26 protein-coding genes are annotated in these 26,989 nt (G+C 54.6%); 7 read left to right on the top strand and 19 right to left on the bottom strand.

Annotated elements, in window-relative coordinates:
- Positions 1 to 416: 416 nt before the first annotated feature.
- Complete coding sequence (locus tag IPM31_08040) at positions 417 to 725, top strand: hypothetical protein (GenBank protein MBK9006932.1); 309 nt, start codon at positions 417 to 419, stop codon at positions 723 to 725.
- Between the two features lie 45 nt (positions 726 to 770).
- Here the strand turns inward: IPM31_08040 and IPM31_08035 are convergent, their stop codons facing one another.
- The 3 genes from IPM31_08035 to IPM31_08025 form a co-directional block, all read right to left on the bottom strand.
- On the bottom strand, positions 771 to 1,220 hold the full coding sequence (locus tag IPM31_08035; protein ID MBK9006931.1) for a hypothetical protein: 450 nt from the start codon (positions 1,218 to 1,220) through the stop codon (positions 771 to 773).
- A 260-nt stretch (positions 1,221 to 1,480) separates the two neighbouring features.
- A complete protein-coding gene (phoU, locus tag IPM31_08030; protein ID MBK9006930.1) occupies positions 1,481 to 2,170 on the bottom strand; it encodes a phosphate signaling complex protein PhoU in 690 nt (229 codons plus the stop codon).
- Between the two features lie 417 nt (positions 2,171 to 2,587).
- Positions 2,588 to 3,253 carry a hypothetical protein gene (locus IPM31_08025; GenBank protein MBK9006929.1) on the bottom strand — a complete coding sequence of 222 codons (666 nt, stop codon included), beginning with the start codon at positions 3,251 to 3,253 and terminating at the stop codon, positions 2,588 to 2,590.
- A gap of 165 nt (positions 3,254 to 3,418) precedes the next feature.
- Here IPM31_08025 and IPM31_08020 point away from each other — a divergent pair, with 165 nt between their 5' ends.
- A complete protein-coding gene (locus tag IPM31_08020; protein MBK9006928.1) occupies positions 3,419 to 5,224 on the top strand; it encodes a hypothetical protein in 1,806 nt (601 codons plus the stop codon).
- A gap of 143 nt (positions 5,225 to 5,367) precedes the next feature.
- Here IPM31_08020 and IPM31_08015 read toward each other — a convergent pair whose 3' ends face one another.
- The 16 genes from IPM31_08015 to IPM31_07940 all read right to left on the bottom strand — a co-directional run bounded on the left by IPM31_08015 (position 5,368) and on the right by IPM31_07940 (position 20,350).
- On the bottom strand, positions 5,368 to 5,802 hold the full coding sequence (locus IPM31_08015) for a type II toxin-antitoxin system VapC family toxin (protein ID MBK9006927.1): 435 nt from the start codon (positions 5,800 to 5,802) through the stop codon (positions 5,368 to 5,370).
- Positions 5,799 to 6,074 (bottom strand): type II toxin-antitoxin system prevent-host-death family antitoxin, encoded by a 276-nt coding sequence (locus tag IPM31_08010; GenBank protein ID MBK9006926.1) that lies wholly within the window; start codon positions 6,072 to 6,074, stop codon positions 5,799 to 5,801. The genes IPM31_08015 and IPM31_08010 overlap by 4 nt, the downstream gene beginning before the upstream one ends.
- Positions 6,075 to 7,094: 1,020 nt before the next feature.
- Positions 7,095 to 7,529, bottom strand: coding sequence for a hypothetical protein (locus IPM31_08005; GenBank protein MBK9006925.1), 435 nt, complete (start codon positions 7,527 to 7,529; stop codon positions 7,095 to 7,097).
- Between the two features lie 89 nt (positions 7,530 to 7,618).
- Positions 7,619 to 8,899 (bottom strand): hypothetical protein, encoded by a 1,281-nt coding sequence (locus IPM31_08000; protein ID MBK9006924.1) that lies wholly within the window; start codon positions 8,897 to 8,899, stop codon positions 7,619 to 7,621.
- Between the two features lie 11 nt (positions 8,900 to 8,910).
- Positions 8,911 to 10,122, bottom strand: coding sequence for a DUF711 family protein (locus IPM31_07995; GenBank protein ID MBK9006923.1), 1,212 nt, complete (start codon positions 10,120 to 10,122; stop codon positions 8,911 to 8,913).
- Positions 10,119 to 10,604, bottom strand: coding sequence for a hypothetical protein (locus IPM31_07990; GenBank protein MBK9006922.1), 486 nt, complete (start codon positions 10,602 to 10,604; stop codon positions 10,119 to 10,121). Before IPM31_07990 ends, IPM31_07995 begins: the two co-directional genes overlap by 4 nt.
- Before the next feature lie 14 nt (positions 10,605 to 10,618).
- Complete coding sequence (locus IPM31_07985; GenBank protein MBK9006921.1) at positions 10,619 to 11,458, bottom strand: RNA methyltransferase; 840 nt, start codon at positions 11,456 to 11,458, stop codon at positions 10,619 to 10,621.
- Positions 11,455 to 12,018 (bottom strand): macro domain-containing protein, encoded by a 564-nt coding sequence (locus IPM31_07980; protein ID MBK9006920.1) that lies wholly within the window; start codon positions 12,016 to 12,018, stop codon positions 11,455 to 11,457. The genes IPM31_07985 and IPM31_07980 overlap by 4 nt, the downstream gene beginning before the upstream one ends.
- Positions 12,019 to 12,157: 139 nt before the next feature.
- A complete protein-coding gene (rplT, locus tag IPM31_07975; protein MBK9006919.1) occupies positions 12,158 to 12,499 on the bottom strand; it encodes a 50S ribosomal protein L20 in 342 nt (113 codons plus the stop codon).
- Between the two features lie 116 nt (positions 12,500 to 12,615).
- Positions 12,616 to 12,843 (bottom strand): 50S ribosomal protein L35, encoded by a 228-nt coding sequence (locus IPM31_07970; protein MBK9006918.1) that lies wholly within the window; start codon positions 12,841 to 12,843, stop codon positions 12,616 to 12,618.
- A gap of 125 nt (positions 12,844 to 12,968) precedes the next feature.
- Positions 12,969 to 13,538 (bottom strand): translation initiation factor IF-3, encoded by a 570-nt coding sequence (locus tag IPM31_07965; protein MBK9006917.1) that lies wholly within the window; start codon positions 13,536 to 13,538, stop codon positions 12,969 to 12,971.
- Between the two features lie 238 nt (positions 13,539 to 13,776).
- On the bottom strand, positions 13,777 to 15,771 hold the full coding sequence (locus IPM31_07960; protein MBK9006916.1) for a serine/threonine-protein kinase: 1,995 nt from the start codon (positions 15,769 to 15,771) through the stop codon (positions 13,777 to 13,779).
- A 152-nt stretch (positions 15,772 to 15,923) separates the two neighbouring features.
- A complete protein-coding gene (gene folD, locus IPM31_07955) occupies positions 15,924 to 16,802 on the bottom strand; it encodes a bifunctional methylenetetrahydrofolate dehydrogenase/methenyltetrahydrofolate cyclohydrolase FolD (GenBank protein ID MBK9006915.1) in 879 nt (292 codons plus the stop codon).
- Positions 16,783 to 18,147, bottom strand: a complete 1,365-nt coding sequence (gene mtaB, locus IPM31_07950; protein MBK9006914.1) for a tRNA (N(6)-L-threonylcarbamoyladenosine(37)-C(2))-methylthiotransferase MtaB — start codon at positions 18,145 to 18,147, stop codon at positions 16,783 to 16,785. The genes folD and mtaB overlap by 20 nt, the downstream gene beginning before the upstream one ends.
- A 162-nt stretch (positions 18,148 to 18,309) precedes the next feature.
- The gene (locus IPM31_07945; GenBank protein MBK9006913.1) at positions 18,310 to 18,945 is read right to left on the bottom strand and encodes a hypothetical protein; all 636 of its coding nucleotides are present in this window, start codon (positions 18,943 to 18,945) and stop codon (positions 18,310 to 18,312) included.
- A 22-nt stretch (positions 18,946 to 18,967) separates the two neighbouring features.
- On the bottom strand, positions 18,968 to 20,350 hold the full coding sequence (locus tag IPM31_07940; protein ID MBK9006912.1) for a tetratricopeptide repeat protein: 1,383 nt from the start codon (positions 20,348 to 20,350) through the stop codon (positions 18,968 to 18,970).
- 17 nt (positions 20,351 to 20,367) lie between these two features.
- Here IPM31_07940 and IPM31_07935 point away from each other — a divergent pair, with 17 nt between their 5' ends.
- From IPM31_07935 to IPM31_07915, 5 genes are all read left to right on the top strand, one after another.
- Positions 20,368 to 22,788: a GAF domain-containing protein gene (locus tag IPM31_07935; protein MBK9006911.1), complete on the top strand. Its 2,421-nt coding sequence runs from the start codon at positions 20,368 to 20,370 to the stop codon at positions 22,786 to 22,788.
- A gap of 3 nt (positions 22,789 to 22,791) precedes the next feature.
- A complete protein-coding gene (locus tag IPM31_07930; GenBank protein ID MBK9006910.1) occupies positions 22,792 to 23,649 on the top strand; it encodes a LysM peptidoglycan-binding domain-containing protein in 858 nt (285 codons plus the stop codon).
- Positions 23,646 to 25,124: an LCP family protein gene (locus IPM31_07925; GenBank protein ID MBK9006909.1), complete on the top strand. Its 1,479-nt coding sequence runs from the start codon at positions 23,646 to 23,648 to the stop codon at positions 25,122 to 25,124. The genes IPM31_07930 and IPM31_07925 overlap by 4 nt, the downstream gene beginning before the upstream one ends.
- A gap of 62 nt (positions 25,125 to 25,186) precedes the next feature.
- The gene (locus tag IPM31_07920; protein ID MBK9006908.1) at positions 25,187 to 25,564 is read left to right on the top strand and encodes a RidA family protein; all 378 of its coding nucleotides are present in this window, start codon (positions 25,187 to 25,189) and stop codon (positions 25,562 to 25,564) included.
- A gap of 72 nt (positions 25,565 to 25,636) precedes the next feature.
- Positions 25,637 to 26,950 carry a DUF4147 domain-containing protein gene (locus tag IPM31_07915; protein ID MBK9006907.1) on the top strand — a complete coding sequence of 438 codons (1,314 nt, stop codon included), beginning with the start codon at positions 25,637 to 25,639 and terminating at the stop codon, positions 26,948 to 26,950.
- Positions 26,951 to 26,989 lie beyond the last annotated feature (39 nt).

The following is a 26,989-nucleotide window of genomic DNA, read 5'->3' as shown; positions in this document are numbered from 1 at the left end:
TGCGCGGGGCAACGCCCGTTTTGCAACGCGAAAAGAAAAACCCCTTGGCGGGGGATTAGGCAAAGCGATTGTGAAAACAAATTTTGGATAGACTTGCTGGAAATTAATACTCGGTCAAAAAAGATTCCCACTACTTCGAGCCAACATGATATTGTGGCGAGACCGGCGCCTTGCGCCATCTCCCAGCGTTTGGCAATTTCACCATTCAACATTCGATCCTGCCGCGCACAAAACAGACGAGCCTCCACGCAGAACCTCCAGAAGCGACCGGGTTTCATCGCTTCAAAACATATCTCACTTTTTCATCATGCCGTCAATAAAGTGATATATATTCAGTATAATGGATTATTGGGATTTGTCAACTTAAAACGACTTGGGGATGCGGCGTTCTCAAAACTGGCGCGTTGGAGTTCGCGTTGTGCCAGCAACAACCACCACGTATCGTCCGCGTCATTGCCGCGCAACCCGAAGTGATCCTGATGGACGAGTCCACATCCGCGCTCGACCCGATCGCCACCCTGCGCGTGGAGGAGTTGATCGCCGAACTCAAACAAGATTACACCATCGTCATCGTCACCCACAACATGCAACAAGCCGCGCGCGTGTCCGATTACACAGGTCTGTTCTGGCTGGGCGAGTTGGTCGAGTTTCCAGAGACCAATTCCATGTTCACGAAACCGAAGCAAGAATTGACGGAGGCGTACATTACGGGGAGGATGGGGTAGTTGCTTGCTTCAGCCGCTGTTCTCGGCGGCGTTTTGCGCGTTGTGTTAGCCCGCTTTCTTGAATAGCCATTGCGTAATCAGTAGCACGACCAAAAAGATCACCACAAGCAAAAACAAAACACCAAAAAGAAATAGCCAGATCCCACCATCGTTGAAAATGAGGTGATGGTATGGCCAGAAATATAGCATCAAGGCCCACAAGATGAAGGAAACAAACAAAGCGGGAATGATCGATTTTCGGAAAGTGGCTTCTTCTTGAACAAGTTTGTTTTCAATTTGACCCTTGTTGATCTTGCCTTGTTCAATGAGCTCGCGGAATTGTTCGATTAACTCGGGCGCGTTGCTCATCCCAGCAAGAATGACATCGCCGTTTCGAGTCTTAATACTGGTATATCCAAGATCAATGACGTCGCTATATTTTATTCTCTTTGATGGCCAAGTATATTTTTCTATATAGAAAGTAGACTGAGAAAAGACAATGCGTCGGATTAACAAATGTAGCACCCATACTACAAAAGGAACAAGCACTATTAAGCCAAATATAGTCATTGGGCTAAAACTAGTTTTTAGATAGTAGAACACGACCGTAGAGAACAAAAGAAGACCGAGCGTGATTACATCCCAGAAGTTTCTGAAAGAATACCTTGGTCTAAAAGTAGAGTTTTTCGTAATATGCGTTTTCGCCATAAGTGTGGGAGCAAGCGGGCTAACAAGTGATATCCGCGCTGTTCAATTACCAATTACCACTTACCGCCTCACGAATGCTGTCCCTTCCAAAACTCGTCATCCGTCGCTTTGATCTCTTTCATCTCACCCGTCACGATGAACACCGTCCGTTCGCAGATATTCGTCACGCGGTCGGCGACGCGCTCGAGGTTGTGCGCCACCCATAACAACCAGTTGGCGCGTTCGATGGTCTTCGGGTCCTGGATGATGAACATCATCAACTCGTGATAGACCTGATTGTAGAGCGCGTCCACTTCGTCGTCCTGGATCGGGATGGATTTTGCCGCTTCGACATCTTCATTCACAAAGGCGGTCAACGCGCGGCGGAGCATATCCGCGCCGATCTGCGCCATGCGCGGCACATCAATCAAGGGCTTGAGCAGGGGCGCATCTCCCATGCGGATGTTGATGTTGGCAATCCCTTTGGCATAATCACCCATGCGCTCCAACTCGGAGATGATCTCCATGGTGGATGCCAACAAGCGCAGGTCGCGCGCCATCGGTTGTTGCGTGGCGATGAGGACCATCAGTTTGTTTTCGATCTCAAAGCGCTTCTCGTTGATCCGCTGATCTTCCATAAAAACTTTTTCAGACGCCTTGACATCCCGCTTCTTCAGCGCCTCGACTGAATCAAGGATGGCTTGCTCCACCATCGAGCCGAGTTGAAGCACGTCGTCTTTGAGTTGTTGGATTTCATTCTCGAAGGTTTTTCGGAGCATACAGCCTCGTTTCGTTTGGCTATTATACTGCCAGATTTCCCGCCTTCCCATGAAACGGCACAAGAGCCGGGGAGGAGACCCGGCTCTTGCGCGCTGAGGAGAGAATGAAACTATTTCCTGATCGTCGGCCGCCGCTTTGCAACCTCAGCCTGCTGGCACAGGTGGGCGCTTCGCTTGCGTAAGGTATCTATGATAAAGACGATGATGAGCGTTGATGTTGCGGCGACCAGGAATATTTCCATGCGCACAGGATAGCACGGACTCCATGATTTGTGCTTTGCAGGAGGTTTGCGGACGCACAACAATTATGCAATTGGTAAAACGAACAGCGAACAGAATCGGATAGCAATACATGCCCGCCTTGGTTTCCCTATTTAGTTACGTGTTATATCGTTTCTGAACGGGTCTCGAAAGAAATCACTCTACAACCACCACTGTCCCACCGCTGGCGCAGGTGGGACTGTCGGCTCCGTGACAAACGTAGACACTGACGAAATAATTGCCGCGCTTCTCCAGTTTCAATTCAAGAGTTCCGTTTGTTTTCTGTGGATCAATAAATTGTTCCCCGTTGAAATAGACATACCAAATATAACTACAACCGCTTTTTCTGCATTCGAAGATAGCGCCATCAGGCGCGCGGACGAACGAGTCTTTGGCGCTGAGCGTAACATTGAGTGGAGCGCGTCCGCTGAATTGATTTGCCGTGATTTTGACTTGCATTCCAATTGACAATCCTGATGTTGGCGTCAATGTTGATGTGGGTGGGACAAACATGAATGTTGCAGTGGGCGTGAATGTTTCGGTAAGTGCAAATGTCGGCGTATACGTCTCAGTGAAAGTTAGGCCAGGCGCTGGTGTGTCTGGTTGGAGAGTGAATGTGTTCGTTGGCGCGGGAGAGTCAGTATGTACGGCGGTTGGCGATGGTTCTGGATCGAACATTCTTTGAAAAGGTGGAAACGCAAATAACACACCGATAATCGAAACAACTCCCGTAATTAGAGCGACCCAAATTGGTACACTCCATCCCTTATTTGTTTCGGTCTTCACATCAGTTTTCACTGGCGTCTTTTTCTTCTTGCTCATCGCTCCTCCCGATTTCGTATAAAACCAATCCGCTACTTTATGGCATTGTATTTTCATCGTCGCGCCCTGTCAAGCAATTTGACCAAGATTGAAATGAAACGCTTTCTTAACCCTCCCGCAATGATTCTTGGGTAAAATCATCCCACCTTTCCTTATCCAACACACATGGCAAAAGAATTCACTTTCACCTGGCAATGGGATATCCAGTCCTCCCCCGAGGCGATCTGGCAATATGCGGCGGATACGAACCGCTTCAACCGCGACACGGGTCAGCCGGAGGTGGAACTGCTGAGCAACGTCAAAGGGACGAAGCGGGCGCGGATGAAACTTCCCATCCTCCGCGTGGTGTGGGAGGAGGAGCCGTTCGAGTGGACGTACCCGTACTCGTTCGGCATCACGCGCCGCTACAGCAAAGGTCCGCTGGATGAGATGCGGACAAACGCCAACTTCACTCCATTGCCCGAAGGCGGGACACGCATCACTTATAGTTCCACATTCATCACCGGGAATATCCTTGCCCAACTTGGAATCCCGTTCGGGATCGGCGTCATTGCGAAGAATCGCTTCGAGCGCGCGTTCCGCAAATACGACGCGATCATCAGTCGCGGCGAATCGTTGACGGAGATGCCTCGTCAGCGCGCGTTAAGCTCGGGAGGGCGAAACAGGTTCAAGGTCCAGAGTGAAGCGGTGGTGAAGCAGGGCACGAATCCCGAATTGGTGAATCGTCTCGAAGAGTTTCTTGATCATGCCGACGAGTTGTCCATCCAACGCATACGCCCGTACTCGCTTGCCGACGCGTGGTCGCTTCGCGCGAATCGCCGCGCCGTGCTCGAAATGTTTTTACGCGCCACACGCGCGGGCATCGTGGATATGTCGTGGGATCTGTTGTGTCCATCGTGCCGCGGCATCACCGAGGGGCATAGCAACCTCGCCGACGTGCGGGGCGACTCGCATTGCAACACGTGCCAGATTGATTTCCGCGCGAACTTCGATCACAACATCGAAGTGGTCTTTCGCCCCAACGCATCGGTGCGCGCGATTGATTACGCCGCCGCGTTTTGCGTGGGAAGCCCGCAATTGCAACCGCATGTGGTGATGTCGCAAAGTTTGTCGCCGTTGCGTTCACTGCCTGTGGATGTGCATCTCGAACCGGGGCGTTACAACATGCGAGCATCAAACGCGAGCGGTTCTGTTTCCATCTTTGCGGATGCGGACGGGGCATCGAAAGCAGACTTGCGCGTGACTCAATTTGGATGGCCCCCCGAAGAACAACGCGTCTCGTTTCTTCCGACCCTCAACCTGATCAACGCCACCGATGCCGACTCTACCTTTCAGCTTGAGCGCGCGTCGTGGGGCGACCAAGCCGCCACCGCCGCCGACGTGACCGCGTTGCAAGTGTTCCGCGACCTGTTCGCCACCGAAGTGATTCGACCGGGCGAGGAAATTTCTGTCGGTTCGATCACGCTGATGTTCACCGACTTGCGCGAGTCGACTCGTCTGTATCGAAACATCGGCGACGCGCCGGCGTTCGGTCGCGTGCGCGAACATTTCCAATTGCTCGAGGATGAGATCGCCGCGGAGGGAGGCGCGATCGTCAAAACGATGGGCGATTCGGTGATGGCGGCGTTCCGTCATCCCATTGCCGCGTTGCGCGCGGTGTGGAAGGCGCAAGTGAAGATCATGGAACGCGGCGAGCCGATGCTTTGGCTGAAGGCGGGAATGCACAAGGGTCCGTGCATCGTTGTCAATTTGAATGACCGCTTGGATTATTTCGGTTCGACGGTCAACATCGCCGCGCGCCTGCCGGGCTTTTCTCAAGGCGGCGAATTGATCTTCACGGAGGAAATCTACAAAGACCCCGAAGTGCAGGAGTTCCTTTCGCAAAGCCTCAAGCCCGATGTGTTGAGTCGTTTTTCGAACAACGTGAAGGGATTCGACGATCCGTTTACGTTGTGGAAGTTGAGGGTTTAATAGTTTGGTAGTTGGATAGTTTGGTAGTGGGGTGGTTGAGCAGGAGTTAAGGATAACGAAAGAGGAAAGAAGAAAGACGCGTCGTCTCTTCTTTCCTCTTTCTTCTTTCATCGTTTTTGGGTTTGAAACATTTCTTGTTGATCCTACTCTGCGGGCCAAGGATTCATTCCTGCCTTGAGACAGGCTAGGCGAAGATCGCGGTCAAAAACGGCAAAAGCAACCGTCACGCCGAGCGTTTCCTGCCAAAGCGACGCGGCCGCAAGGTGAAGCGAGTCATATCCTCGTAATCCATGTTTCCATGCAATATCGCTTGCCCTTTCGATGATCCCCGCCGTAACGTGCAGGCGGGTAAATGTCTGCCAATGATTGAGAAAGTCATCCCAAATTTCCGTCGCCATCGCTGATGAAACAATGTCCATCCGAACTGCCTTCTGAAATGCGGCGGAAATTTCCACCTTTGTAATTACACTGCTGCCAAAAAAGTGGTCGGGTTCGTTCAATAAAGCGACGACCTTGTCCGAACCGGTTTCGCGCAAATATCTCTTTACCAGAGCGCTGGTATCGAAGTAGACGATCATCTCCGATCTTCCAGAATCATATCCGACACCAACGTACCGCTCCGATTAACGACTTTTGGCTGATATGGCGTCATTTTCTTCCCGTTCCAATCAGCCAGACCCGCATCCACCATTGCCCAGACGCGTTCTTCGATGGTTTGCTGGGGAGGGATTAGTTGGGCAACGACATTTCCGCGTTCGGTCACGATGACGGTCTGTCCCTTCTTGACGCGGCGGATATACTCGCTCAATTTGTTTTTTAATTCACGCGTACCAACTCTAACCTCGCTCATGGCAACTCCTTGATGTGGCTACATTATACACCAAGTAGCCGCATGAAGCTTTACACTGACCTATTATCTCAAATGACCAACTTCATTCATGCTTGATCACTCATCAAAACATTAACGCCTTTTGATTTGCAAGGCTTCATTGACTCCGTATATCGTGGTTGGGGTCGGCACCGTATCAACAAACACCTCGTATTGGCGGGCTGTGTCACACGCCCCCCCACGAGGTGACGGCGTTCCAGTCGAGCGTCACGCCCGTTCCGCCGATATTTGCCCCATCAAGAGGCGTGACGGCACTGGGGTTCTGTGCAACACAGCTTGGGATACACTCGTAAGTCGTGACCGTCTCCTTTTTGCACTACGTCTCTACAGGATCACAGACCTTGCAGATCTTGTTGGGGTTATTCTTGGTCGGGCACGGCTCCCACGAGCAGTTACCCCCACCAGTCTCTTCCCACTGGCAACACTCCGTATAACTCTGGGCGGTACCTGGACTCCCCCCCGTCCCCCAGGCATTGTCCCCACACAATGGCTGACATACCGCAGATTTGACCGTGGCGCTCTTGACTGTCCCTGATGGGCAGTCTTGCGGCGCAACACACGCTACAGATCCCCCGCCTCCTCCCCCACTCCCGCACGAGTTGGCAGCACAGCAGACTTGGTTGGTCTTGCACCCTCCTCCTGGCCCTTGCCCGCTACAGCCAGACGCTCCCGAGTATCCCACCCCGCAACTGAACCCCTGCCTGCACTCCCCTGGGCACGACGACCCACCGCCCCCGCCCCCAGTCCAGTTGCACGTCCCACTGCACCAGCACGAGCCAGGATCGCCATCGCAGTTATACTCCCCACAGGCTCCTGCGCTAGGCACACAGTCCATCCGTGTTAGCTTGGCATTGGCGCAGTCGCAAATTGTGTCTTTGTACTCACCACACCAAGTCGAGCCTGAGCAGCTCTGTGCACTCGCCCGCTCGCCCCTCGCAAGGAGGAGCGCTATAACAACCACTATCACAGAGAGTACTCGCCTCATCTTGCCTCCACTATCCACATCACAGGCTCAAGTCGGTTATAGAGGCTCCAGTACTTATCCTCCCCGCCCCCTATTGTGTTGTAGAGTATCTCTCCCATGAGCAGGTTGATGCCAAGCTGTGCCTTGTCCGCTCCGACCCGTCCCCACACCGCACTGTCCACATACACCGTGATCTCCCCTCCCTCATTCTTTACACAGTAAAGCGGGGGCAACCCACGCTCGACCCGTATGCACTTGTCCGTCGTCCCACTCCCCTCCTGTATGGTTACCCTCACCTCTCTCACACTCGGCACTCCTCCAGTCCAAGCCGCCACGAGCCCGCTCGCAAATACTAGTCTCCCCCATGAGAGGTGTAGGCTATAGCGCCCCGCCTGGGGAGCGACCGCAATCCACGTCCCCCGTAGTAGGGCATAGGCCACAAGCCCAGCCATAACTGCCGCAACCGCTAATAAGACTATTATCCCTCGCCTCACCTATCCCACTATATACATATTTTTACCCGCTTTCAAACCCCCGCTCGCTACCTATCCTCCGCAATCCCCCCGCCCCAGTACTTGTCCAAGTATGCCTGCAACGCCTCCGCTCCTCTAAATTTAAAGAGCTCAGGATCGCGATTGGCGCCCTGCTCGAGCAGCGAAACGTACCTGCTCGTGCGCTTGCCGCGTGGCGACTGGATCGAGAGCGTCCCGTGCACCGGGTCAAGCGCCGTGATAAACCGATAAAGCCCCAGGTTATCATACATCGTCTCCGCCGTCTCTCCTGGTTTGAGTCGATAAATACTCATAGCCTCCGTGCTATCTTCGAGTCTCCCCAGGCTCAAGACTATCCGTGAGCGGCCGCTCCCATCACTTAGTGGCACCGCCTCAAACCTTGCCCACCACATATCCCCAACTGTTGACCACCAGCCCTCAAGCATATCCTTGTCCCACATCGCCTCCATCTCCTCGTTGGTCACGAGCTTGAGGCCGATATTGCGGCAGTCTATCTTGGCATCAAACGGCACGGCATACACCATTGCGGGTAGTTGATTCGAATCATGTTCCTCGCTAAGCCGTAACTCCTCAGGCGTCATCTGTGGGAAATTATTGATATTGATTAGGTCGCCAAACGCCTGCCCTGCCATACACGCCCTGACAAACTCCTCCGCCCCCTCCGCCACCGCCTGCTTATCTTTAAAGTAATCGCCAGACTTATGATAAAACCCGCCAGGGTTCTGCCCAAAGCTCACCGCAATGTTGTAGATGACCTTGAGTAGTCCCTCGTACACTTGCGGCGATGCCTCCGCCCTTAGCACACAGGTATCCTCTCCCTCTACCTGCAGGCACCCCGCCGGGATCACCTCCCCAGGCTTCGTCGTGCCGTCCTCGTTGAGCCAGTACTCGACCTGGGTCTTTGCCTTGTTCCACCCATCTTGTCTCCACATCCACTTGCGGCCATCCGCTGTTGTTACTGTCTGCATATCGCCGCTGTTATCCACACTTGAGATCGCCAGCCACGCATCGCCAACAATGATTATTTGTTGTCCATCGCTGACGTTGTAGATGGGCAGAGCCGTGTCCGCGGCTGGCACAGCAGGCTTCCATCCGTTTGCGGCGGGATCAAAGATCAACAGTTCGTCGCCGTTTTGAATCCATAACGGCTCGGATGCGGTGGGAGGTCTCAGCGTGGGCGTGGCAGTGACAGTCGGCACAGACGTACGCGTCGAAGTGGGGACAGGCGTCAGCGTGGGCTGAGGCGTCGGCGCGGCGCAGGAAACCATCATGAACGTAGAAATAATAAGAACGGCAAACATCTTTTGCATATCTTCCTCGGTTATCTCTTCTTGATTTCAAAAGTTTCCGAACTATCAAATGGAATGCGCAGTTGTTCGCTTTCCAAGCTCATCACCTTGCTGTTAGCGAAGAAACCAAAATCAAAACTTGTCTCCTCCCCTGCCTTCTTCCCAGGGATGGGCATCAGCCGCGCGGTGAGGGGTTTGTCGAGTCGCAACGACAGCGCGGAAAGGTCGAGTAACAACGGCACAAGTTGTTCAGCCGTCGTATCTCCCGCGAGCGGAATCGTGTCCAGTCCCGTTCCGCACACAGCGGAGTAAAGCAACGCGTCTTTGATGGTGAGCGTCCCTTCTGCGGCGCGTTTCGCAAGGACGGAATCTTCCAGCACGGGTTGCATGAATCCGCTGAAGCCTGTGTGAGAGAAGTCTGCGCGGTCAATGGTTTCGGTGAGGATCGCCGCCGCGGCGAGCGAACCGTGCAATCCGATCTTTGGGATGCCCATTTTTTCGACCGCGTTTCCAAGCGAGTGTGCATCGTCGGGGAAGGGGGCGAGGGAAAAATCAATACCCAAAAACTTTCGAGAATTAGAGAGTAGAGAATTCGAGATCTTGGCGAGTTTCTTTCCGTGCTTTTCGATCTCGCTGGTTAAATTATTTCGTCCCTCTTCGATGGTCTTTGCATGTTCAAACGCTTGTACCGCCAAGTCTGCGGACTCGGTTGCGAGGGCGAAAGCAGGTTTATCTTTGTCGTGATACGCGGCGGGGAAGAACGGCGCGCCCGCAGGGACGTTTGCCAGCGCGGCGAATTGCAGGTTGGCGAATCCGTTCTGTTCGATCTGCGCGCATCTCACGATCACCTCCGCACACGCGCGGATCGCGGCGAGATTCAGTCCGCGCGTTTTATCCGCCATCACGCCGCCGAAGAAAACATTTTTCGAGACGAAGATCGCGTCGGGGATCACTTCAAAACTGCGCGGCGACTCGGGCAGGGCGGGTCCCAGCGAGACATAACTGACGCCATATTTCTCGACGGCTCCCGTGATTTGATTCGTCAACTCCATCAGTTTGCCAATATTCTCATCGCCCAACAACTTCGGGAAAGGAATCGTCGCCAGCCGCACGGTCTGCACTTCGTAGCCTGCCGCTTCGTACGCAGACTTCGCCTCCGCAAGAAACTTTCCCGCCTTTTGCAGGACTTTTTCTTCGAGTGGATACTTGGGATTGCAGAAATAAGTTACTGAACGGATTTTCATTTAGTTATCAACTTATCAATTTCAACAATTTTTTGATCAACGGAAGATTTGATTTCAATAATGATTTCCCCAAGTGATTTTTTGAATATTTTGCTATCCCCATGAAACTCATCGTGACTTGCTCCAATGAGTGAATTGAATAATCTAAGAGTGTTAGACATATCTTTGTCGTTTAGAAATAATGTCTCCCAATAATTGAATTTGTTCATTAATTCAAACATGTACTCATCAGGTGTTTGACCTTCTTTGGCTGGTCTCTCCCAATTAAAGGTAATATCTCTGCGAAGCCAGTGTAGAGTTGATCGTAAATCTCGCAACGCATCTAATCTCTTCAATTGAAATTCGCGCTGTGTTTCAATTCTCCTTTGGATTCCAAACAACCGAATACTCAGTAAATGTGCTGTAAATCCCCCAATTATTCCTGAAGCCAAGAGTTTCACAAATTCATTTTCAAATAGACTCAAAATATCTTGCCAAGTCATAGATTTACTCCTTGTTAAGAAAGTCTTTGCCTCACCACCTCAAACATCAACACCGACCCCGCCACCCCCGCATTCAGCGACTCGACATTCCCCGCCATCGGAATGCTGATTTGCTGATTTGCTATTTTGCGCGCCTGTTCACTCGCCCCCTCCGCTTCACCGCCGACGATCAACGCCAACGGATGACGAAGATCAGTCTCCCAGCAAGATTTTCCATTCATATCCGCCAACAAGATTTGCATATTCGCCGCTTTGCCCATTTGCTCATTTGCTCGATTTGCTCGATTTGCTGATTTGCTTCCTTGCTCATATGCCAATTTGCACACTTGCTCAATTTCCTCCCACCCCATCTCACGGATCGGCACACGGAAATGCGCGCCCATGCCAGCCCGCAACACCTTCGACGCAAAGGCATCTGTCGTTTCGGGCGGAATCAACACAGCCTGCACACCCGTCGCTGCGGCGGAGCGGAGCAGAGTGCCGAGATTTCCAGGGTCGCGGATTTGGTCGGGGATGAGGACAAAGTCAAGAGGAGTAGAGATTAGAGGATTAGAGAATTGGAGAATTGCGAGAATGCCTTGCGGGGTTTCGGTCTCACTGATGGATTTCATCAAGTCGGTGGAAATTTCCTCCACCTCAATTCCTTTTGACTTGAGACTTTCGACCTGCGACTTTCCTCTCTCGCTCAACGAGTCATCGTACAAAACAGTCTCCAGTCTCCAGTCTCCTTTAACTGCTTCTTCAATCAATCGCACACCCTCCACAACAAACATCCCCGCCTCGCGGCGTTCCTTTGCGCGTCCAAGCAATGCGCGGACAAGTTTTACTTTCGAGTTTTGATTTGAAGTGATCATTGTCCCCACTTGTCATTCCATGAGTTGATAAACACGTCCACACTCGATTGATCGAATAAAACAAGTTTCACGATTTTCAAATTTGATGTATTGCCCTCAAAATACTTTTCAATCGCCGAAAAAATGATCCCCGCCGCTCGGTCTTTTGGAAAGCCGAAGATGCCCGTTGAAATCGCGGGGAGGGCAATCGAAGAACACTTCAATTCATCCGCGACGCGCAGGGAACCTGTCACAGCATCGGATAATTTTCTATCTTCATCGCCATCGCCCCACACGGGACCCACAGCGTGGATGACGAATTTCGCAGGCAGAGTCCCGCCCGAGGTCCACGCAGGATGTGAGTGGGAGACGGGTCCGTGCTGGAGAACCCAGTCATCCGATTCGGATTGAATCGCCGCTCCACCCTTTTTCGAGATCGCCCACGCCACTCCGCCTCCGTGTTGCAGATTCTCATTCGCCGCGTTGACGATGGCATCCACATTTTCAATTGTGATGTCGCCTTGTGCGATCTGAATCATCTGACCTGTCGGCAAGACGCGTTCAACAATGACGGTATTCATGCCGCTATTCTACAACAAAACGTCCGACGAGATTTATCACCTCATCGGACGTTCTTGCCAATTTGCTCTCTTGCTAATTTGCTCTCTTGCTAATTTGCTCTCTTGCTAATTTGCTAATTTGCTCTTTTGCTTAATTGCTTTATTTTGCCATCGCAACCACTGCGGCGAATGCCTGCGGGTCGCGGACTGCCATATCGGATAACATCTTGCGGTTGAGCTCGATGTTCGCCTTCTTCAACAGCGCCACCAACTTGCTATATGTGGTTCCGTTGAGGCGAGCCGCGGCGTTGATGCGGGCGATCCACAACTTGCGCAGGTCGCGCTTGCGCACGCGGCGATCACGGGTCGCGTACCACAGGCTTTTCAGCATTGCCTCGTTGGCTCGCTTGAACAGACGGTTCTTCGCGCCGCGCTGTCCCTTCGTGATCTTCAAAATCTTCTTATGACGTTTGTGCCCCTGAGGTCCACCTTTAACTCTCATGTTCTACTCTCCTGCAAACTCGCGGGCGTCGTCAAGCGATTAGCGTGACAGTTGTGTACACCCGAAAGCCGCAACTAAAAAATTTGGATACGACGTACGGCAAAATTAATTTTGCCCTACATATTCGGCGCAAGGCGCTTAATGCGCTTGATGATCTTGCGACCCTTCACATCGTGCATCTCAGACAACTGCGCCTTTGTGCGCTTCGACGTGTTTCGGCGCAAGTGGCTCTTGCCGCCTTTGGTGCGCATTAGTTTGCCCGAGCCCGTCAAACGAAAACGCTTCGACGTTGCCTTGTGGGTCTTGAGTTTCAACTTACCTTTAGCCTTTGCTTTGCGAGGCATTCGCTATATCTCCTTTCAAAAATTTGCAATAAAAACCGCGGGACTAAACTTTCTCGCCCGCGGACTTTCTCAATCTTTGGGACTTACTCGTAGCGCTTCGGATTGCGGACTTAAGTCCGCACACCTCACGACGCTTCTTTCTCAGGGACAGCTGGTTCGCCCTTCTCCTTCTTTTTCGCGCCGCCTTTGCTGGGAGCCAGCACCACGAGCATCGTTCGCCCTTCCATCTGAGGCGCCGCCTCCACCACGCTGACGTCCGCGAGAGCCGCGGCGATCTCTTTCAGGTCTTCCAGCGCGATCTCGGGGTAATCCATCTCGCGCCCACGGAACTTGATCGTCACCCGCACCTTGTTGCCGTGCAATAACCAGCGACGGGCATCGTCCACTTTGAAACCGCGGTGCGCTTCATTGGTCTTGGGGCGCAGGCGAATTTCTTTGACCTCGATCTTCGTTTGCGACTTCCTCGCTTCGCGTTCCTTCTTGGCGCGCTCATAAATGAACTTGCCAAAATCCATCACGCGGCAAACGGGGGGAGTGGCGTTGGGTGAGACTTCAACAACATCCAACTCGGCATCGCGGGCGATTTGAAGCGCCTGCTTCATCGAAACCACCCCAACGTTTTCACCGTTGGGACCGATCAAACGGACTTCGGGAACCCGAATACCTTCATTAACTCGAAATTCTGCGGCGCTGATATGCTTCTCCTATTACATGACAAATCCAGCCAACGGCTGGGTTAAAGTGGGCGAATGATACCATGCCCGTCGGGGAATCGTCAATAAAATGACGCTTGCGCCATTACGAATACTATGAGGAGGCTATCCGCGCGAGCGGAGCGAAGTCGAAGCGAAGACGGGTTGTCGCTTTTACAGTTCCTTCGCCCTCCGCGCAACCAACTTGCCCTCGAAAGGTTCATTGCGGGGCGAGTGATGTTTATTGCGCGGGTCTCAACGCGGGTTGAGGCTTATCGCGCGGGGCGAAAAATGCGTTGGGGAGTTCAATGGGCGCGAGCGGGTTGCCCGCTTGAATATCCTCCAGCGAGGCGTAATACATTCCCATATCGTTACTGTCGAAGCGCTGGAAGATGAACAAGATAAATTTCCCATCCGGGCTGAAACGGGCATCGCGATAACAGCAGTCGCCATCGATCGGGTTGATGATCGTCTCCTGGCGGGTCGCGCTATCGTACAGATACAGATCGCCAAAGCCGTCGTTGCGAACGGAATCATTCAACAGGAAGAGGGTATCGCCGTTCCAATCATAACTGGCGATGGTCTTCAGGCTTTCCTTGTGAGTGAAGGCAAAGTTCAAGCCTGGGAATTTGTCGATGCGGGTGAGACCGACATTGGCGCAATTGAGAACATCAGCGCTGAATAAAACGATCTGATCTGAATTGACCAGTTCCGTATCCACGATGCGGGCGGCGAGGCGCATCTCATCTTTCGACCAAAGAACATCGCGGAACGGGAATGCGGAAAAAAAACAATTGTCCCTGCGGGCGGTAAGGTTGAAGCGCGTGTCCATCTTTTTCAAGGCTTCGATATCAAAGGGCAGGATGTTCAAGGTGCGTTGGATGCTGATCGCCACATAATCGCCGCGCGGGGATACGCGAAATCCCTCGAGCGTTTCGTCGAGATTGAAACACGCCAGCTGTTCCACTTGTTTTGTCGCGCCATCCACCATGAAGGCGCAATTACGAGACAGATAGACGAGGCGGTTTCCGGTGATCCATTGCAGGTTCGATTTGGAGGAATTATCGGTGCGGATCTGGATCAGCCCGCCGCCGTTGAGGTTCATAAAGTACAACTCATTTCCGGAGAGGAAGGCGATCTGGTCTGCGTTGCCGGGCGGGGGTGGGACGGTTGGCGTGATCTGCGTTATGGCAGGCGTGAGGGTTGGCAAGGGAGCGGGCGTGTCGGTTGGGGCAATCGTGGCAGGGTTAGCGACCAGGCTTCCCGTCGGGGTGGAGGCGGGCGCCAGAAAGGGGATTTGTCCTCTAAAGGCGAAGATCCCTATGAGCGCGATCAATAAGGCGAGGGTGGCGCCGATCCAAAAATTTCTGCGGGGGGTGGCGCGCCGGTCGCTGAGTCCCACAATGGCTGGGATGGTGCGTTCATCGCCAAAGGCGGCATGGTTCAAGGCGCGGGCGAGGTCGAGGGCGGTGTTGTAGCGCTGGGTCTTGTCTTTTGCCAGGGCTTTTTTGATGATGGCGTCGACTTCGGGCGGCAGGTCGGGTCTTTCTTTTAAAATATTCGGAACAGGTTCGTTGACGTGCTGGAGGGCGATGCCGATGACGGTTTCTCCGCTAAAGGGGCGGTTGCCAGTCAGCATTTCGTAGAGGATGGCGCCAAGTCCGTAAATGTCGGCACGGTGGTCAACGGCTTCGCCGCGCGCCTGTTCGGGGCTGATGTAGGCTGGGGTGCCGATCACTTCCTCCCCGGTGGCAGAGATGGCTGATTCGGTTAACTTTGCCACGCCGAAATCGGAAAGGTATGGGTTGTGGCTTCCGTCGAAAAGCACGTTATCGGGTTTGATGTCGCGATGGATGATTTTTCTGGCGTGCGCGTGGTCGAGCGCGGCGGCGAGTCGTTCGATGATCAAGGCGGCGTCTTGTAGTGAAAACTTTTCCTTTTTGATCATCTCGGTCAGCGAGCCGCCGGACATGTAGCGCATGACGAAGTAGGGCTGGCTATCGTCGTCTCCCACATCGTAGACCGGCACAATGGCGGGGTGTTCCAGGGTGGCAATCAACTTAAGCTCACGCTTGAAGCGTGAGCGGGTGAGCAAGTTATGCATCATTTCGCGGGGCAATACTTTGATCGCCACTTCGCGGTTGGAACTGGGGTCGAGGGCGCGATACACGGTTGCCATGCCGCCGCGCCCCAGTTCCGACTTGATCTTGTATCTTCCTACCTTCTCCGGGGACATGGGTCAAGTATATCAAATACGCTGTTGTGATAAAAAGTGCAAAAGCCTGTTAAAAGCCGATTCGTTGGAGTTCACTGGGAAAGTCCTTTATGCGTGGGTTGGGCAGACAATGTGGAATTTTTTTGAGGAAATGGAGAAAGTTCAAGCGCACGTTACGGGTCCTGAATTTCAGCGGCTCGCAGGGTATTCCGCATGAGCATGGCGATCGTCATGGGTCCCACCCCACCGGGCACCGGCGTGATGAAACCCGCCGTTTCTTTCGCTTCGTCAAAATTGACATCACCCACGAGCCGGTAGCCGCTCTTCTTCGTCGCGTCGGGCTTGGTGTTGATGCCTACATCGATGACCGCCGCGCCGGGTTTGATCCAATCGCCGCGCACGAATTCGGCTTTGCCGATGGCAACGATGAGGATATCCGCCATGCGCGTTAGGGTGGGCAAATCTTTTGTGCGCGAGTGACAGACCGTCACTGTGGCATTCCGCGACATGAGCAACAACGCCGCCGGCATCCCAACGATGTTCGACCTGCCCAGCACAACCGCGTTTGCGCCTTCGATCTGCGCGCCGGCTTGATCGAGCAGATACAGACATCCGTATGGCGTGCAGGGAACGAATAACGGCTCGCGCCCTCGTTGCGCCAGCCGACCGATGTTGATCGGCGAGAATCCATCCACGTCTTTTTCGACGCTGATGAGTTGCAGAATGCGCTCTTCATTCAAATGCGATGGCAGGGGAAGTTGCACGAGAATCCCATGCACGGTTTTATCGTCGTTCAATGATCCGACGATTCGTTCCAATTCTTCCTGTGCTATATCGCCGGGCAAATTCTGGCTGACCGAACCCATGCCCAACTCGGCGCAGGCTTTTTGTTTGGAGGCAACATACGCGGCAGAGTCGGCGCGGTCGCCGACCAGCACGGTGGCAAGTGTGGGTTTGGATTTTCCTGCGGCGATCCGTTTTGCCACTTTCGCGGCGACCTCTTCGCGCACCTGTCCTGCGATCATTTTTCCGTCAATGAGTTGTGCGGTCATGGATCATTTCCTCGTTCAAAATTTCGCCTCGCACTTGATTCGATTCGCAATCGGTCAAAGCGACGCGGTCGATCTCGTTCCAGCGCGGCGATTCGGCGAACGCCTGCGCGCGCAGATAATTTTCGGTGAACCCTTCCATCAGCCAGCCGCGCTCGCCCATCTCGGATGTGGACTCCCACAGCACGAACATCGTCTGCCCGATGAATTTCTCGCGGTAGGATTTTGCGGATTCTTCCAGCGCATCGTGCAAGATATGATTCCGTTTCTTGCGGACTTCGGACTGGATCTGCCCTTTCATCTTCGCCGCCCCTGTGCCGGGACGAGGCGAGTACGTGAACACATGTCCACCGGCGAAGTTCATCTCGTTGACAAAATCAAGCGTGTGAGCGAACTCCTCGTCCGTTTCACCGGGGAAGCCAGCGATGATGTCTGTTGTGATAGCAACATCAGGAATCGTTTCGCGCGCAGATTGGATCAACTCGCGGAACGAATTCGTCGTGGTGTTGCGGCGCATCCGCTTGAGGGTCGAGTCGCTCCCCGCTTGGAGAGGCAGATGCAAGTGCGGCATGAGGCGAGAACTTGCTCTGAGCGAAGTCGAAGAGTCCCAGAGTGAAAAGAAGTCCGCGTTCAAATCCCAGGGTTCGAGCGAGGAGAGTCGCAAGCGCGGGACATCTGTGTGATGAAGAATCGCTTTGATGAGTTCAGCGAGATGCGACTCGAATTCATAACCCCACGAGCCGAGATGAACGCCGGTGAGAACGATTTCTTTTGCGCCACCATCGAGCGCGAATTGAATATCCTGGATCACGTCAGCGACGGTTCGGCTCCGCGCTTCGCCGCGCGCGACGGTGGTAATGCAAAACGTGCATTGATTGTTGCAACCGTCCTGCACTTTGATGAAGGCGCGCGTGCGGCGATGAAGACCGGGAAGCGGGATGCGAGTGAGAGGCTCAAGATCGAAGGCTTGTCCTGAGCTTGTCGAAGGATCAGGTCGGAGGTCAAAGGTTTCAGGTTGAAGGTCAAGAACATCAGCAACAAGGTGATCCTTGCGATCATTTGAAATGACACGTGTGACATTTGTCAGCTCAAGCGCGCGCTCGGGTTGGAGTGTCGTCCAACAACCTGTTGCCACGATGTCAGTCACGCCCGCGCGCGCGATCTGTCGAATCTTGCCGCGCGACACGGAGACGGCATCGTTCGTCACCGCGCAAGTGTTGACCACCGCCATCTCAGCCAGTTCGGCAGACGCGACGATCTCATGCCCCGCCGAGCGGAATCCATGCGCCATGTGTTCGATCTCCGCTTGGTTGAGTCTGCATCCGATGGTGTCGAGGTAGATTTTCATAAAAGGACAGGGGGGGGTAGATGATTAGAGATTGGATGATTAGAGATTAGATGATTAGATGATTAGATGTTGAATGTTTAGAAAGTGGAAAGTGGAAAACGGCAAAAGACTACTTTCTACTCTCTACTCTCTACTCTCTACTTTCTACTCTCTACTTTCTACCTACGGTTGCATCACCACAAAATTATCGAACAACACATCCACGCCGGGTTGGGTGAAGGAGCCAGCCAGCAGACCCACATCCCCGGTAGCCAGTTCGGCATCGCTTGCGCCGGCGGTCAATTGATAATTCACATAGAAGACAAGCGAGTCGCCAATACAGTCGGCGCGGAGGTGGTTGACGGAATCGGGCTGGATCATTTCGGAGGCTTGCATTTCACTTTGCCCAAGCAAAGTTACCTGCCCGCCGACAAACTTACCAATGGCGTAATAGCCGTCATTCGAGATGATGAAGAAATAATAATTGCCGTTTTGGTAGCGGCACATCACGCCGGCGCGATTTTCGGCTGGACCGCTGAGTTTGGTCACATCCGCCTCAATGCGGGCGTCGCGCAAATTCAACTCGGGGGTCGACCAGAAATTGAGTTGCGGCTGGCGGATCAACATGCGATAGCCGCCCTCATCGTAATCCATGATGCCGCCGTCGTTGGCAAGGCGATCCCATCCGCTGGCGTTTGATTCGAATTCATCCTGAAACAACACTGTTCCCGAAGGCTGGGGCGGCGCGGTGGCGGTCGGTGAGGAGGCGCACCCAGCCAGGAAAACAAGGAACGATACCAGAGGGACGAGTTTTTTCACGATTGGGATTGTATCATGGCGGCTATGGAAAAAATTGCTTCAAGTACGCATCTGCTTCGTCGTTCCCCAGATCGCGGGCAAGGGTAAATTCATCGAGGGCGCGAGCGCGGTCATTCGTCTGTAAATAGACCATGGCCAAATGCAAATGAGCCGACGCGTTTTGCGCGTCCAGTTCGAGGGCGGTGAGCAGGTGCCGTTCGGCGGTTTCAAAATCATCATTGAGGTACCACAGCCAGCCCAGCGTATCCTCCGATGCGGAGTTTTTCGGGTCGAGCGCCACAGCGCGTTGCGCGGCAGGGATGCCGATATCGTTCAAGTGAATACCGAGGCGGCCGCAAAACTCCGCGAGCGCGCGCCAGGCGTTGGCATCCTCAGGCGCGAGGCTGGCGGCATATTGATAGGCCTCCAACGCGCGGATCAAGTCGCCGTTGAGCGCGTACGCGTTGCCCAGCGCGAAATAGCGCTCGGGGGTGTCCGCATCCAGCGACGCGGCGGCTTGATGTTCGGTGAGCGCTTGCGAATAATTTCCGACGCGCTCGAAATACAACCCGCGCAACCCGCGGACAACCGCAGAGTTGGGATTCAACTGGAACGCGCGATCCAACGCCTCGCTTCCCTCCGACCCTGTGTGCTGGCTCGCCTCCCCCAACCATGCCCACGCCTCGGCGTTTGACTCATCCGCTTGCACAGCGGATTCGAATGCGGCGCGCGCCAACTGCCATTCATTCACCAACCCCAGCCCGGCGCCGAGGATGACAAATTGTTCGGAGGGCGCTTCGCTCAGCGACGCCAAACTCAAAGCGGAACGCAGAGTCTGCGCTGGCGGGTCAAATTGAGGGTCCAGTTGTGAAGCGGCGAGGAGTTCCGTCCACGCGGAGGGCGAGTCGGTCAACGTCAACAACAGCCCGAGGCGGTAATGCGCGGCGGCATCGTCGGGGTCGCGCTCAAGGTGGGCTTGAAAATAATCTGCCGCAAGAGAAAATTTTCCCTGCTCTTCCATTGCATACGCCAGCCGTTGATACAGCCCGGGTAAAAATTCAGTCTGCTCGAGTCCTTGTTTCCAGATTTCAATGGCGCGTTCCGTATTGTCGTTCAAGAAATTGGCATCGCCCCACGCCGCCCAGCCCGCCGGGGTGAGGGCGTTTTTTTCGCGGGCGGCGCGATACATGGCATCGGCGCGGGCAAAATCGCGGTCGTGAAAATAAGCATGCCCGGCGAGTTCATACAAATCGGTTCGCCAGGGTAACCGCTGAGCCGCGCGCACATAATGTTCCGCCATCTCGGGGTATGACTGCGCCTCAGCCGCTTTGCGAATCTCCGAGTTTCCGTCCACAAGGATTGGGATGGCAACCGCAAGAAGAATTAAGAGAAGAACGAGGGTGATACGCAGACCTGCCCGGGACATGTGTGGAATTATAGCCCGTGAATTTAAACGACGTTAACGTTCCTGTAACTCTGGCGGTTGCTCCGGAAACCGCCAACTGGAATATAATCGTCATTGTCATGTTCGATTTAATTGCCAACACATTCAATTTTTTCACCACACCCAGCGGGAGTTTGATCTATCATCTCGTGCTGTTGTTTTCGGTGATCTGGGCGTTGGCTTCCGCGTATTTGCTTTGGAAGTCGAGCGAATTCCCGCAGGCGCGGCGCACCATGTTTGGGCTTGCCCTGCTGTTCATCGCGCGCATCGCCCTCTTTGCGGTGACGTTGGCAGGCAACGGCGGATTGGTCAATTTTTCAGTTGTGCTTCCCCCATTGGATCGAGCCATCACGCTCTTTTCATTAGTATGGGTGATCTGGCTGTGGAATTTTCCCGAGCCAAGCCGCGCCGCCGACGCGATCACCGGGCTGGCAAGCGTTCTGCTGATCGCCGCGCTGGGGCTCAGCCTCGTGGCGTACGCGCAGGATTTCACCCGCCCCGACTATAACCGCACCACCAATGACGGCATCTGGCAGTTGGCAAGCATTGCCACCGCTTCATTCGGTTTATTGTTGTTAGCCATTCGCCGTCCGAACGGTGCGGTCTATGGGTTGGCATTCTTGATCCTTGCGATCGCTGGGCATGTGATTTATGTCGTTTTGGGGCGTTTCGATGGCAATTTTCCCGGCGCGGTTCGGCTGATGTATATTGCGGCGTTTCCATTATTGACCACCCTGCCCCAGAGGTTTCCCGCTCCCTCCAAGGGGCCGATCTCCGTCAAACTGCATGCGCCAGTGGACGAACGCCGCCGCTACAGCACCGACCCGAAAACTTTCCACGCCCTGCTTGCCCTGGCGGGTGAATCAAGCGTGGACCGGTTGAGCCAAGCCATCACCCGCGCCATCGCGCAGACGATGCTTGCCGACTTGTGTTTTTTGATCTACCTTACCGATAACAAGAATCAGATTCAGGTCGCCAGCGGGTACGACCTCATCCGCGAGGAAAATTTGGATGGTGGAAGCCTGAACAAAAGCATGATCCCCATGCTCACCAATGCCCTGCAACGCGGGCGTCCGTTGCGGTTGCCGTCATCCAGCACATCAGCCGATATCAAAGGGTTGAGCGACCTGCTCGGGCTGGCAAGCCCAGGTCACATTTTGAGCGTGCCCATCGTCACGCCGGAGAAAGATTCCCTCGGCGGCGTGCTGTTGCTCTCACCCTATTCCAACCGTCTGTGGAGCGCGGAAGACCAGGCGTTCCTTTCCAACATTGCGGTCGCGCTCGTTCCGATCATCCAGCGCGGAAACAAGATGACCTCGCTCGAACAAAAAGGCGAACAAACACGGCAGGCGCTCGATGTGGCGCAGGATCGCATTCTCGAACTCGAACGCCGCAATGAAGACCTGCTCAAACAAATGGAAGCAGTGCGCGCCGACGCCGCGCAGGGATTATCGCAAGCCGAAGACCTGGCGGCGCTCACCCGCATGCAGGAAGATTCGCAAAAAGCCATCGAGCGCCTCAAACAGGAAAATGAAACGTTGCGCTCCGGCAAGGGACATGTGGGCGCCTCGCAACAAGTGGAAGGCGAGTTGCGCCTGACGCTGGAAGAAATTGCCCGCCTGCAAAACCAACTGGCGGGGGCAAATATGCGCGTGGCAGAACTGGAAATGGGTTCAGCCACTATTGCGCGACCCAGCGAGCAAGCCGAAGTGGTCGCGTCCATCTCACAGGAACTGCGCCAGCCCATGTCCTCTATTGTGGGGTATACCGACTTGCTACTCGGCGAATCGGTCGGCATTCTCGGCGCGTTACAGCGAAAATTTGTCGAGCGTATCAAAGCCTCCACCGAGCGCATCGGCAACCTCGTAGACGACCTCATCCAGGTGACCACGCTCGAGACCGGGCTAAATGAACTCAAGCCCGAAGCCGTAGACTTAAACCTCATCATCGATAATGCCATGTCGTATACCAGCAGTCAGGTAAGGGAAAAAAATATTTCCCTGCATCTCGACCTGCCGAAAAACATGGCGCCCATCCATGCCGACCGCGAAGCCCTGCAACAGATTGTGATCCACCTCCTGCAAAATGCCGGCTCTGCCTCCCCGGTGGAAGGCTCCATCCACTTGCGCGTGCAGACGAAATCGGAAGGCGGAGACGAATACGTCCTGATCCAAGTCAAGGATTCCGGCGGAGGCATCCCCTCCGAGGATCTTTCGCGCGTGTTCACGCGTTTGTATCGCGCCGATAATGTCTTGATCCAGGGTGTCGGCGATACCGGCGTGGGGCTGTCGATCGCCAAGACCCTCACCGAAGCGCAACGCGGACGAATTTGGGTAGAGACCGACGCCGGCGTCGGCTCGACCTTCAGCGTGCTCCTGCCGATCGCCAAAAACATCCTCTCGCGTGTGCCGGAGATTTGATCCATGCAAGCCTTGCGCCAGTTGGGGGGAGGCGTCATCATCGCCATCGTTTCCATCGTTCTGGTTATCGGGGGAGTTTCGCTCGCCATCGCCGAATCCGCTTCGCCGCCCACGCAATCGATTCCCGTCTTTATTTCACCCACCGCGCCTGTGACCCTTTTCACCCCAACGTTGCTTCCGCTCCCCACCTCGTCTGAAACCTCGACCAGCGCGCCCGCATTGACAAACACGCCAGCGGCAACGTTTACGATCATTGCGCCTTCAGCCACCACCTGCCCGCCGCCCCCAAGCGGCTGGACTCCCATCGTTGTCTCTTTTGCCGATACCATTTATACCCTCGCGCAAAAATACGCCACCACCGAAGACGCTTTAAAGAACGCCAACTGCCTTGCCTCGGTGAACTTACAACTCGGCGCAACTCTCTATGTTCCGCCGGTGGCATCGACCGCCGTCGTTGTCACGTGCAGTCCGCCATTTAACTGGGTGAAGAGACACGTCGTGCAACCCGGCGAAAATTTATACCGCATCGCCCTCGCGTATGGGTTGACCTACCCGCAGTTACAACAAGGCAATTGCATGGGCGCTTCCATTACTATTTATGTTGGGCAGTTATTATGGGTTCCCAACATCCCCACACTCACCCCGCTCCCCGGCGCAACGGCGACCATTCGCCTCTCCACCTCTACCGCCTCGCCAACCCCGACCCAAACCTTCGTCTCCACTGCCACCCAAATGCCTACCCTCACCGCAACATTTATGCCAACGGCATCGTCTCAACCGACGATCACAAACACCGTTCCTCCCGCGCCCACAGTCACGCCATCTCTCACCCCATTCCCTTCGCCATCGCCCTCCCCATGAACTTCAGCCGACAGATCATACTCGCGACACTGTTGCTCGCCGGGTGTGGGACAACCGCATCGCCGTCGCCGACCCAACCTTCCTCGTTTTTCGATTTGGTGACGCCCGCGCCCAATCCATCCGCGACCCCGACTCCCTTCCAGCCGTTGCCGCTCGGCGCGACAAGTTTTTTCATTCCCGCGAACGACCCGCTTCTTCTCACCAGTGCGGCTGATTCAGCCCTTGCCACATCATCCCTGCCCCCGGAGACTCCCACCCTGCTCCCCACCATCGACGCAGTTGTGTTGAACAACACCATTGCGCCACAACCGACCTTCGATAGTCAGATCTTCAACAATGGGCAAAATACGATCAATTTTTTGCTGATCGGCTCCGATCGCCGTTCTCTTACCGGTTCGACGCGCACCGACACCATGGTCATTGCGATCCTGCACCCCACCGAGGGACAGGTCTCGCTTATTTCCATTCCGCGAGATCTGTGGGTTTCGATCCCGGGCTTTGAAAACAACCGCATCAACACGGCGTATCAGGTTGGGAAATCCACCGACTACCCCGGCGGCGGACCCGGCTTGCTCAAGGAAACCATTCAGTACAACCTCGGCATCCGCATCGATCACACTGCCCTCGTAGACTTCAACGGCTTTTCCGATATCGTCAACACCCTGGGCGGCGTGGATGTGCCCGTCTCATGCGCCTACACCGATTGGCGGCTGATCGACCCAAGTTACGACCCTGAAAATGAAAACAACTGGTACTTGCACACCGCCGAGCCCGGCGTCATTCACATGGATGGCGACCTTGCCCTGTGGTATGCCCGCTCGCGCCAAAAATCGAATGATTTCGACCGCGGGCGCAGGCAACAGGAAGTCCTGCGCGCGTTGTTCACCCAAGCCTTGCAAGCCGGAACGCTGACCCGCATCCCTGAACTGTACGAAAACCTGAAGGATTCGGTTGAGACCGATCTGGGCTTGGGAGATCTTCTACAACTCTCAGTCTACACTCCCAAGATGACGAATGCCGACATCCGCAGTTACTACATTCGCCCGCCTTACGTTAGCTCATGGATCACCGACGGAGGAGCGTACGTGTTGTTGCCAGACAAAGACCGGCTCTCGCAATTGATTACCGAAGCGCTCTCCCCTCCGGTGAAGGTCGCAGAGAGGCAGGCAGTCACAATCGAGGTGATGAACGGCACCTCCATCCCCGGTTATGAAACGCTCGCGGCGACGCGTCTCAATTACGCCGGCTACGAAACCCGCATCATCCCCTCCGACCGGCAGGACTATGGCTCGTCGGTCTTGATCGATAAGACCATTGTGCAGGATACCGCCTTTAGCGCCCCGATCCTCAGCGTGATGGGATTACCGCCAAACAGCCTGATCTCCGGCGCAGACCCAAACAGCGGCTCGAACTTCCTTTTGATTTTAGGGTACGATTACGAACCATGCTTCAAACCAGAGAGTTTGGGGCAATAAACGCTTTGATAGACGCTTCCCTATTTCCGAGACAATCCATTCCATAACCAGGAGACATTACCATGACCGATAAACAAGCCATACTACCGGAAGGCGCAAACCCCATGGGACCTTATTCGCCGGGCATCGTCAGCGGCGGATTTTTGTTCGTGGCCGGGCAGGTGGGGCGCGCACCCGATGGAACCATCGGCGCGACCATCGAAGAGCAAACCCGTTTCACGCTGGAAAATATGCGCGCTGTCTTGCATGCCGCAGGGTGTGACCTCAAGGATGTTGTGAAGGCGAACGTTTACATCACCAAGCCGGAGTACCTGCAAGCGTTCAACCCGATCTACATGGAATATTTCCCCGTGCCGCGTCCCGCGCGCGCCACCGTGGTCGCCGCCCTGGTGGATGAACAATTTCTGATCGAGATCGAAGCCATCGCAAAGTTGCCGTAAAGCGGCGCATCGAGAAGGCGGTTGCCCGAAGCGACCGCCTTCTTTTTTTCTCAGGATGATAAGATACCAAACATGGATGCAAATCGTTTTGCTACACACAGCCTCAACGACCCGCGCATCTTGCGAATCTTGTCTGCGGCGTTGAATGCGGTTGACCCATACATTGCGGTAAAAAGTCATTTGCCGAGTGTGGCGGGCGATGTGTACGGTCTCGCCGTTGGAAAAGCCGCCGTTCCGATGATGACCGCCCTAGCCGAATCGATTCCGCTTGCGGGCGCGCTCGCCATTAGCAAGCACGCTTCATCCGCTTCGACTTCGGTCTTCGTCTCCGCTGTCGCTCCGCTCAGACCTCCGCTCAGCGCGGAAATGAGCCAGTTTCCCCTCCTCCTCAGCGGACATCCCATCCCCGACGCGCGATCCGTCCACGCGGGCGAACGCGCGCTTGAGTTTGTTGCTTCTTTAAAAGAAGAAGACACACTCATCTGTTTGATCTCAGGCGGAGGCTCGGCGCTGATGACCGCGCCGGTGATTCCGCTGGAGGAGTTGCAAACGCTCACCGCTTTGTTATTAGCATCGGGCGCGACCATCAACGAGATCAACACCATCCGCCGCCACTTGGACCGAGTCAAAGGCGGAGGCTTGGCGCGCGCGACGAAAGCCAACATCATCAGCCTGATCCTCTCGGATGTGATCGGCAATCCGCTCGAGGCTATCGCCTCAGGTCCCACCGCCCCCGACCCAACCACACGCGAAGATGCTCGCGCAATTCTTGAAAGATACGCGCTTATCCAACCAACAATTCTCCAATTCTCTAATTCTCTTTTTGAAACTACTAAACCCAATCACCCAACATTCTCCCGCGTCCAAAACATCATCATCGGCGACAACAGACTCGCCGCGCAAGCCGCGCTCGAACAAGCGCAACGCGAAGGATTTGATTCGGAAATACTCACGAACGAATTGCAAGGCGAAGCGCGTGAAGTTGGCGTGATGCTGTCAACTAAACTGCGCGACGAAGCGACGAAACGCCCGCGTCCGTTTTGCTTGATCGCGGGCGGAGAAACAACTGTAACCATTCGCGGTAATGGCAAAGGCGGGCGGAATCAAGAACTGGCGTTAGCCGCTATCAATGAATTGCGCGATGTACCCAACGCGATGTTGATCGCATTAGCAACCGACGGCGAGGACGGTCCCACCGATGCGGCGGGCGCGGTTGCCACAGGCGAATCGGCTGAAAGGGCGATGAGGCTGGGGTTGAGCGAGGCAGACAGCCTGTCGAGAAATGACGCGTTTCCGTTCTTCGAGTCGCTTGGCGATTTAATCCGCACACATCCGACAGGCACAAACGTCAACGATTTAGTTTTCTTATTTTGGGCGGGTGGGTAAATCGGAAAATCTTCATTGACAGGGTTCTAAGGGTGGGCT

This window comes from Candidatus Defluviilinea gracilis, assembly GCA_016716235.1.
GTDB classification, from domain to species: Bacteria; Chloroflexota; Anaerolineae; order Anaerolineales; family Villigracilaceae; genus Defluviilinea; species Defluviilinea gracilis.
Note: the sequence above shows the minus strand (reverse complement) of the source record. Positions and strands in the feature narration are given on the sequence as shown.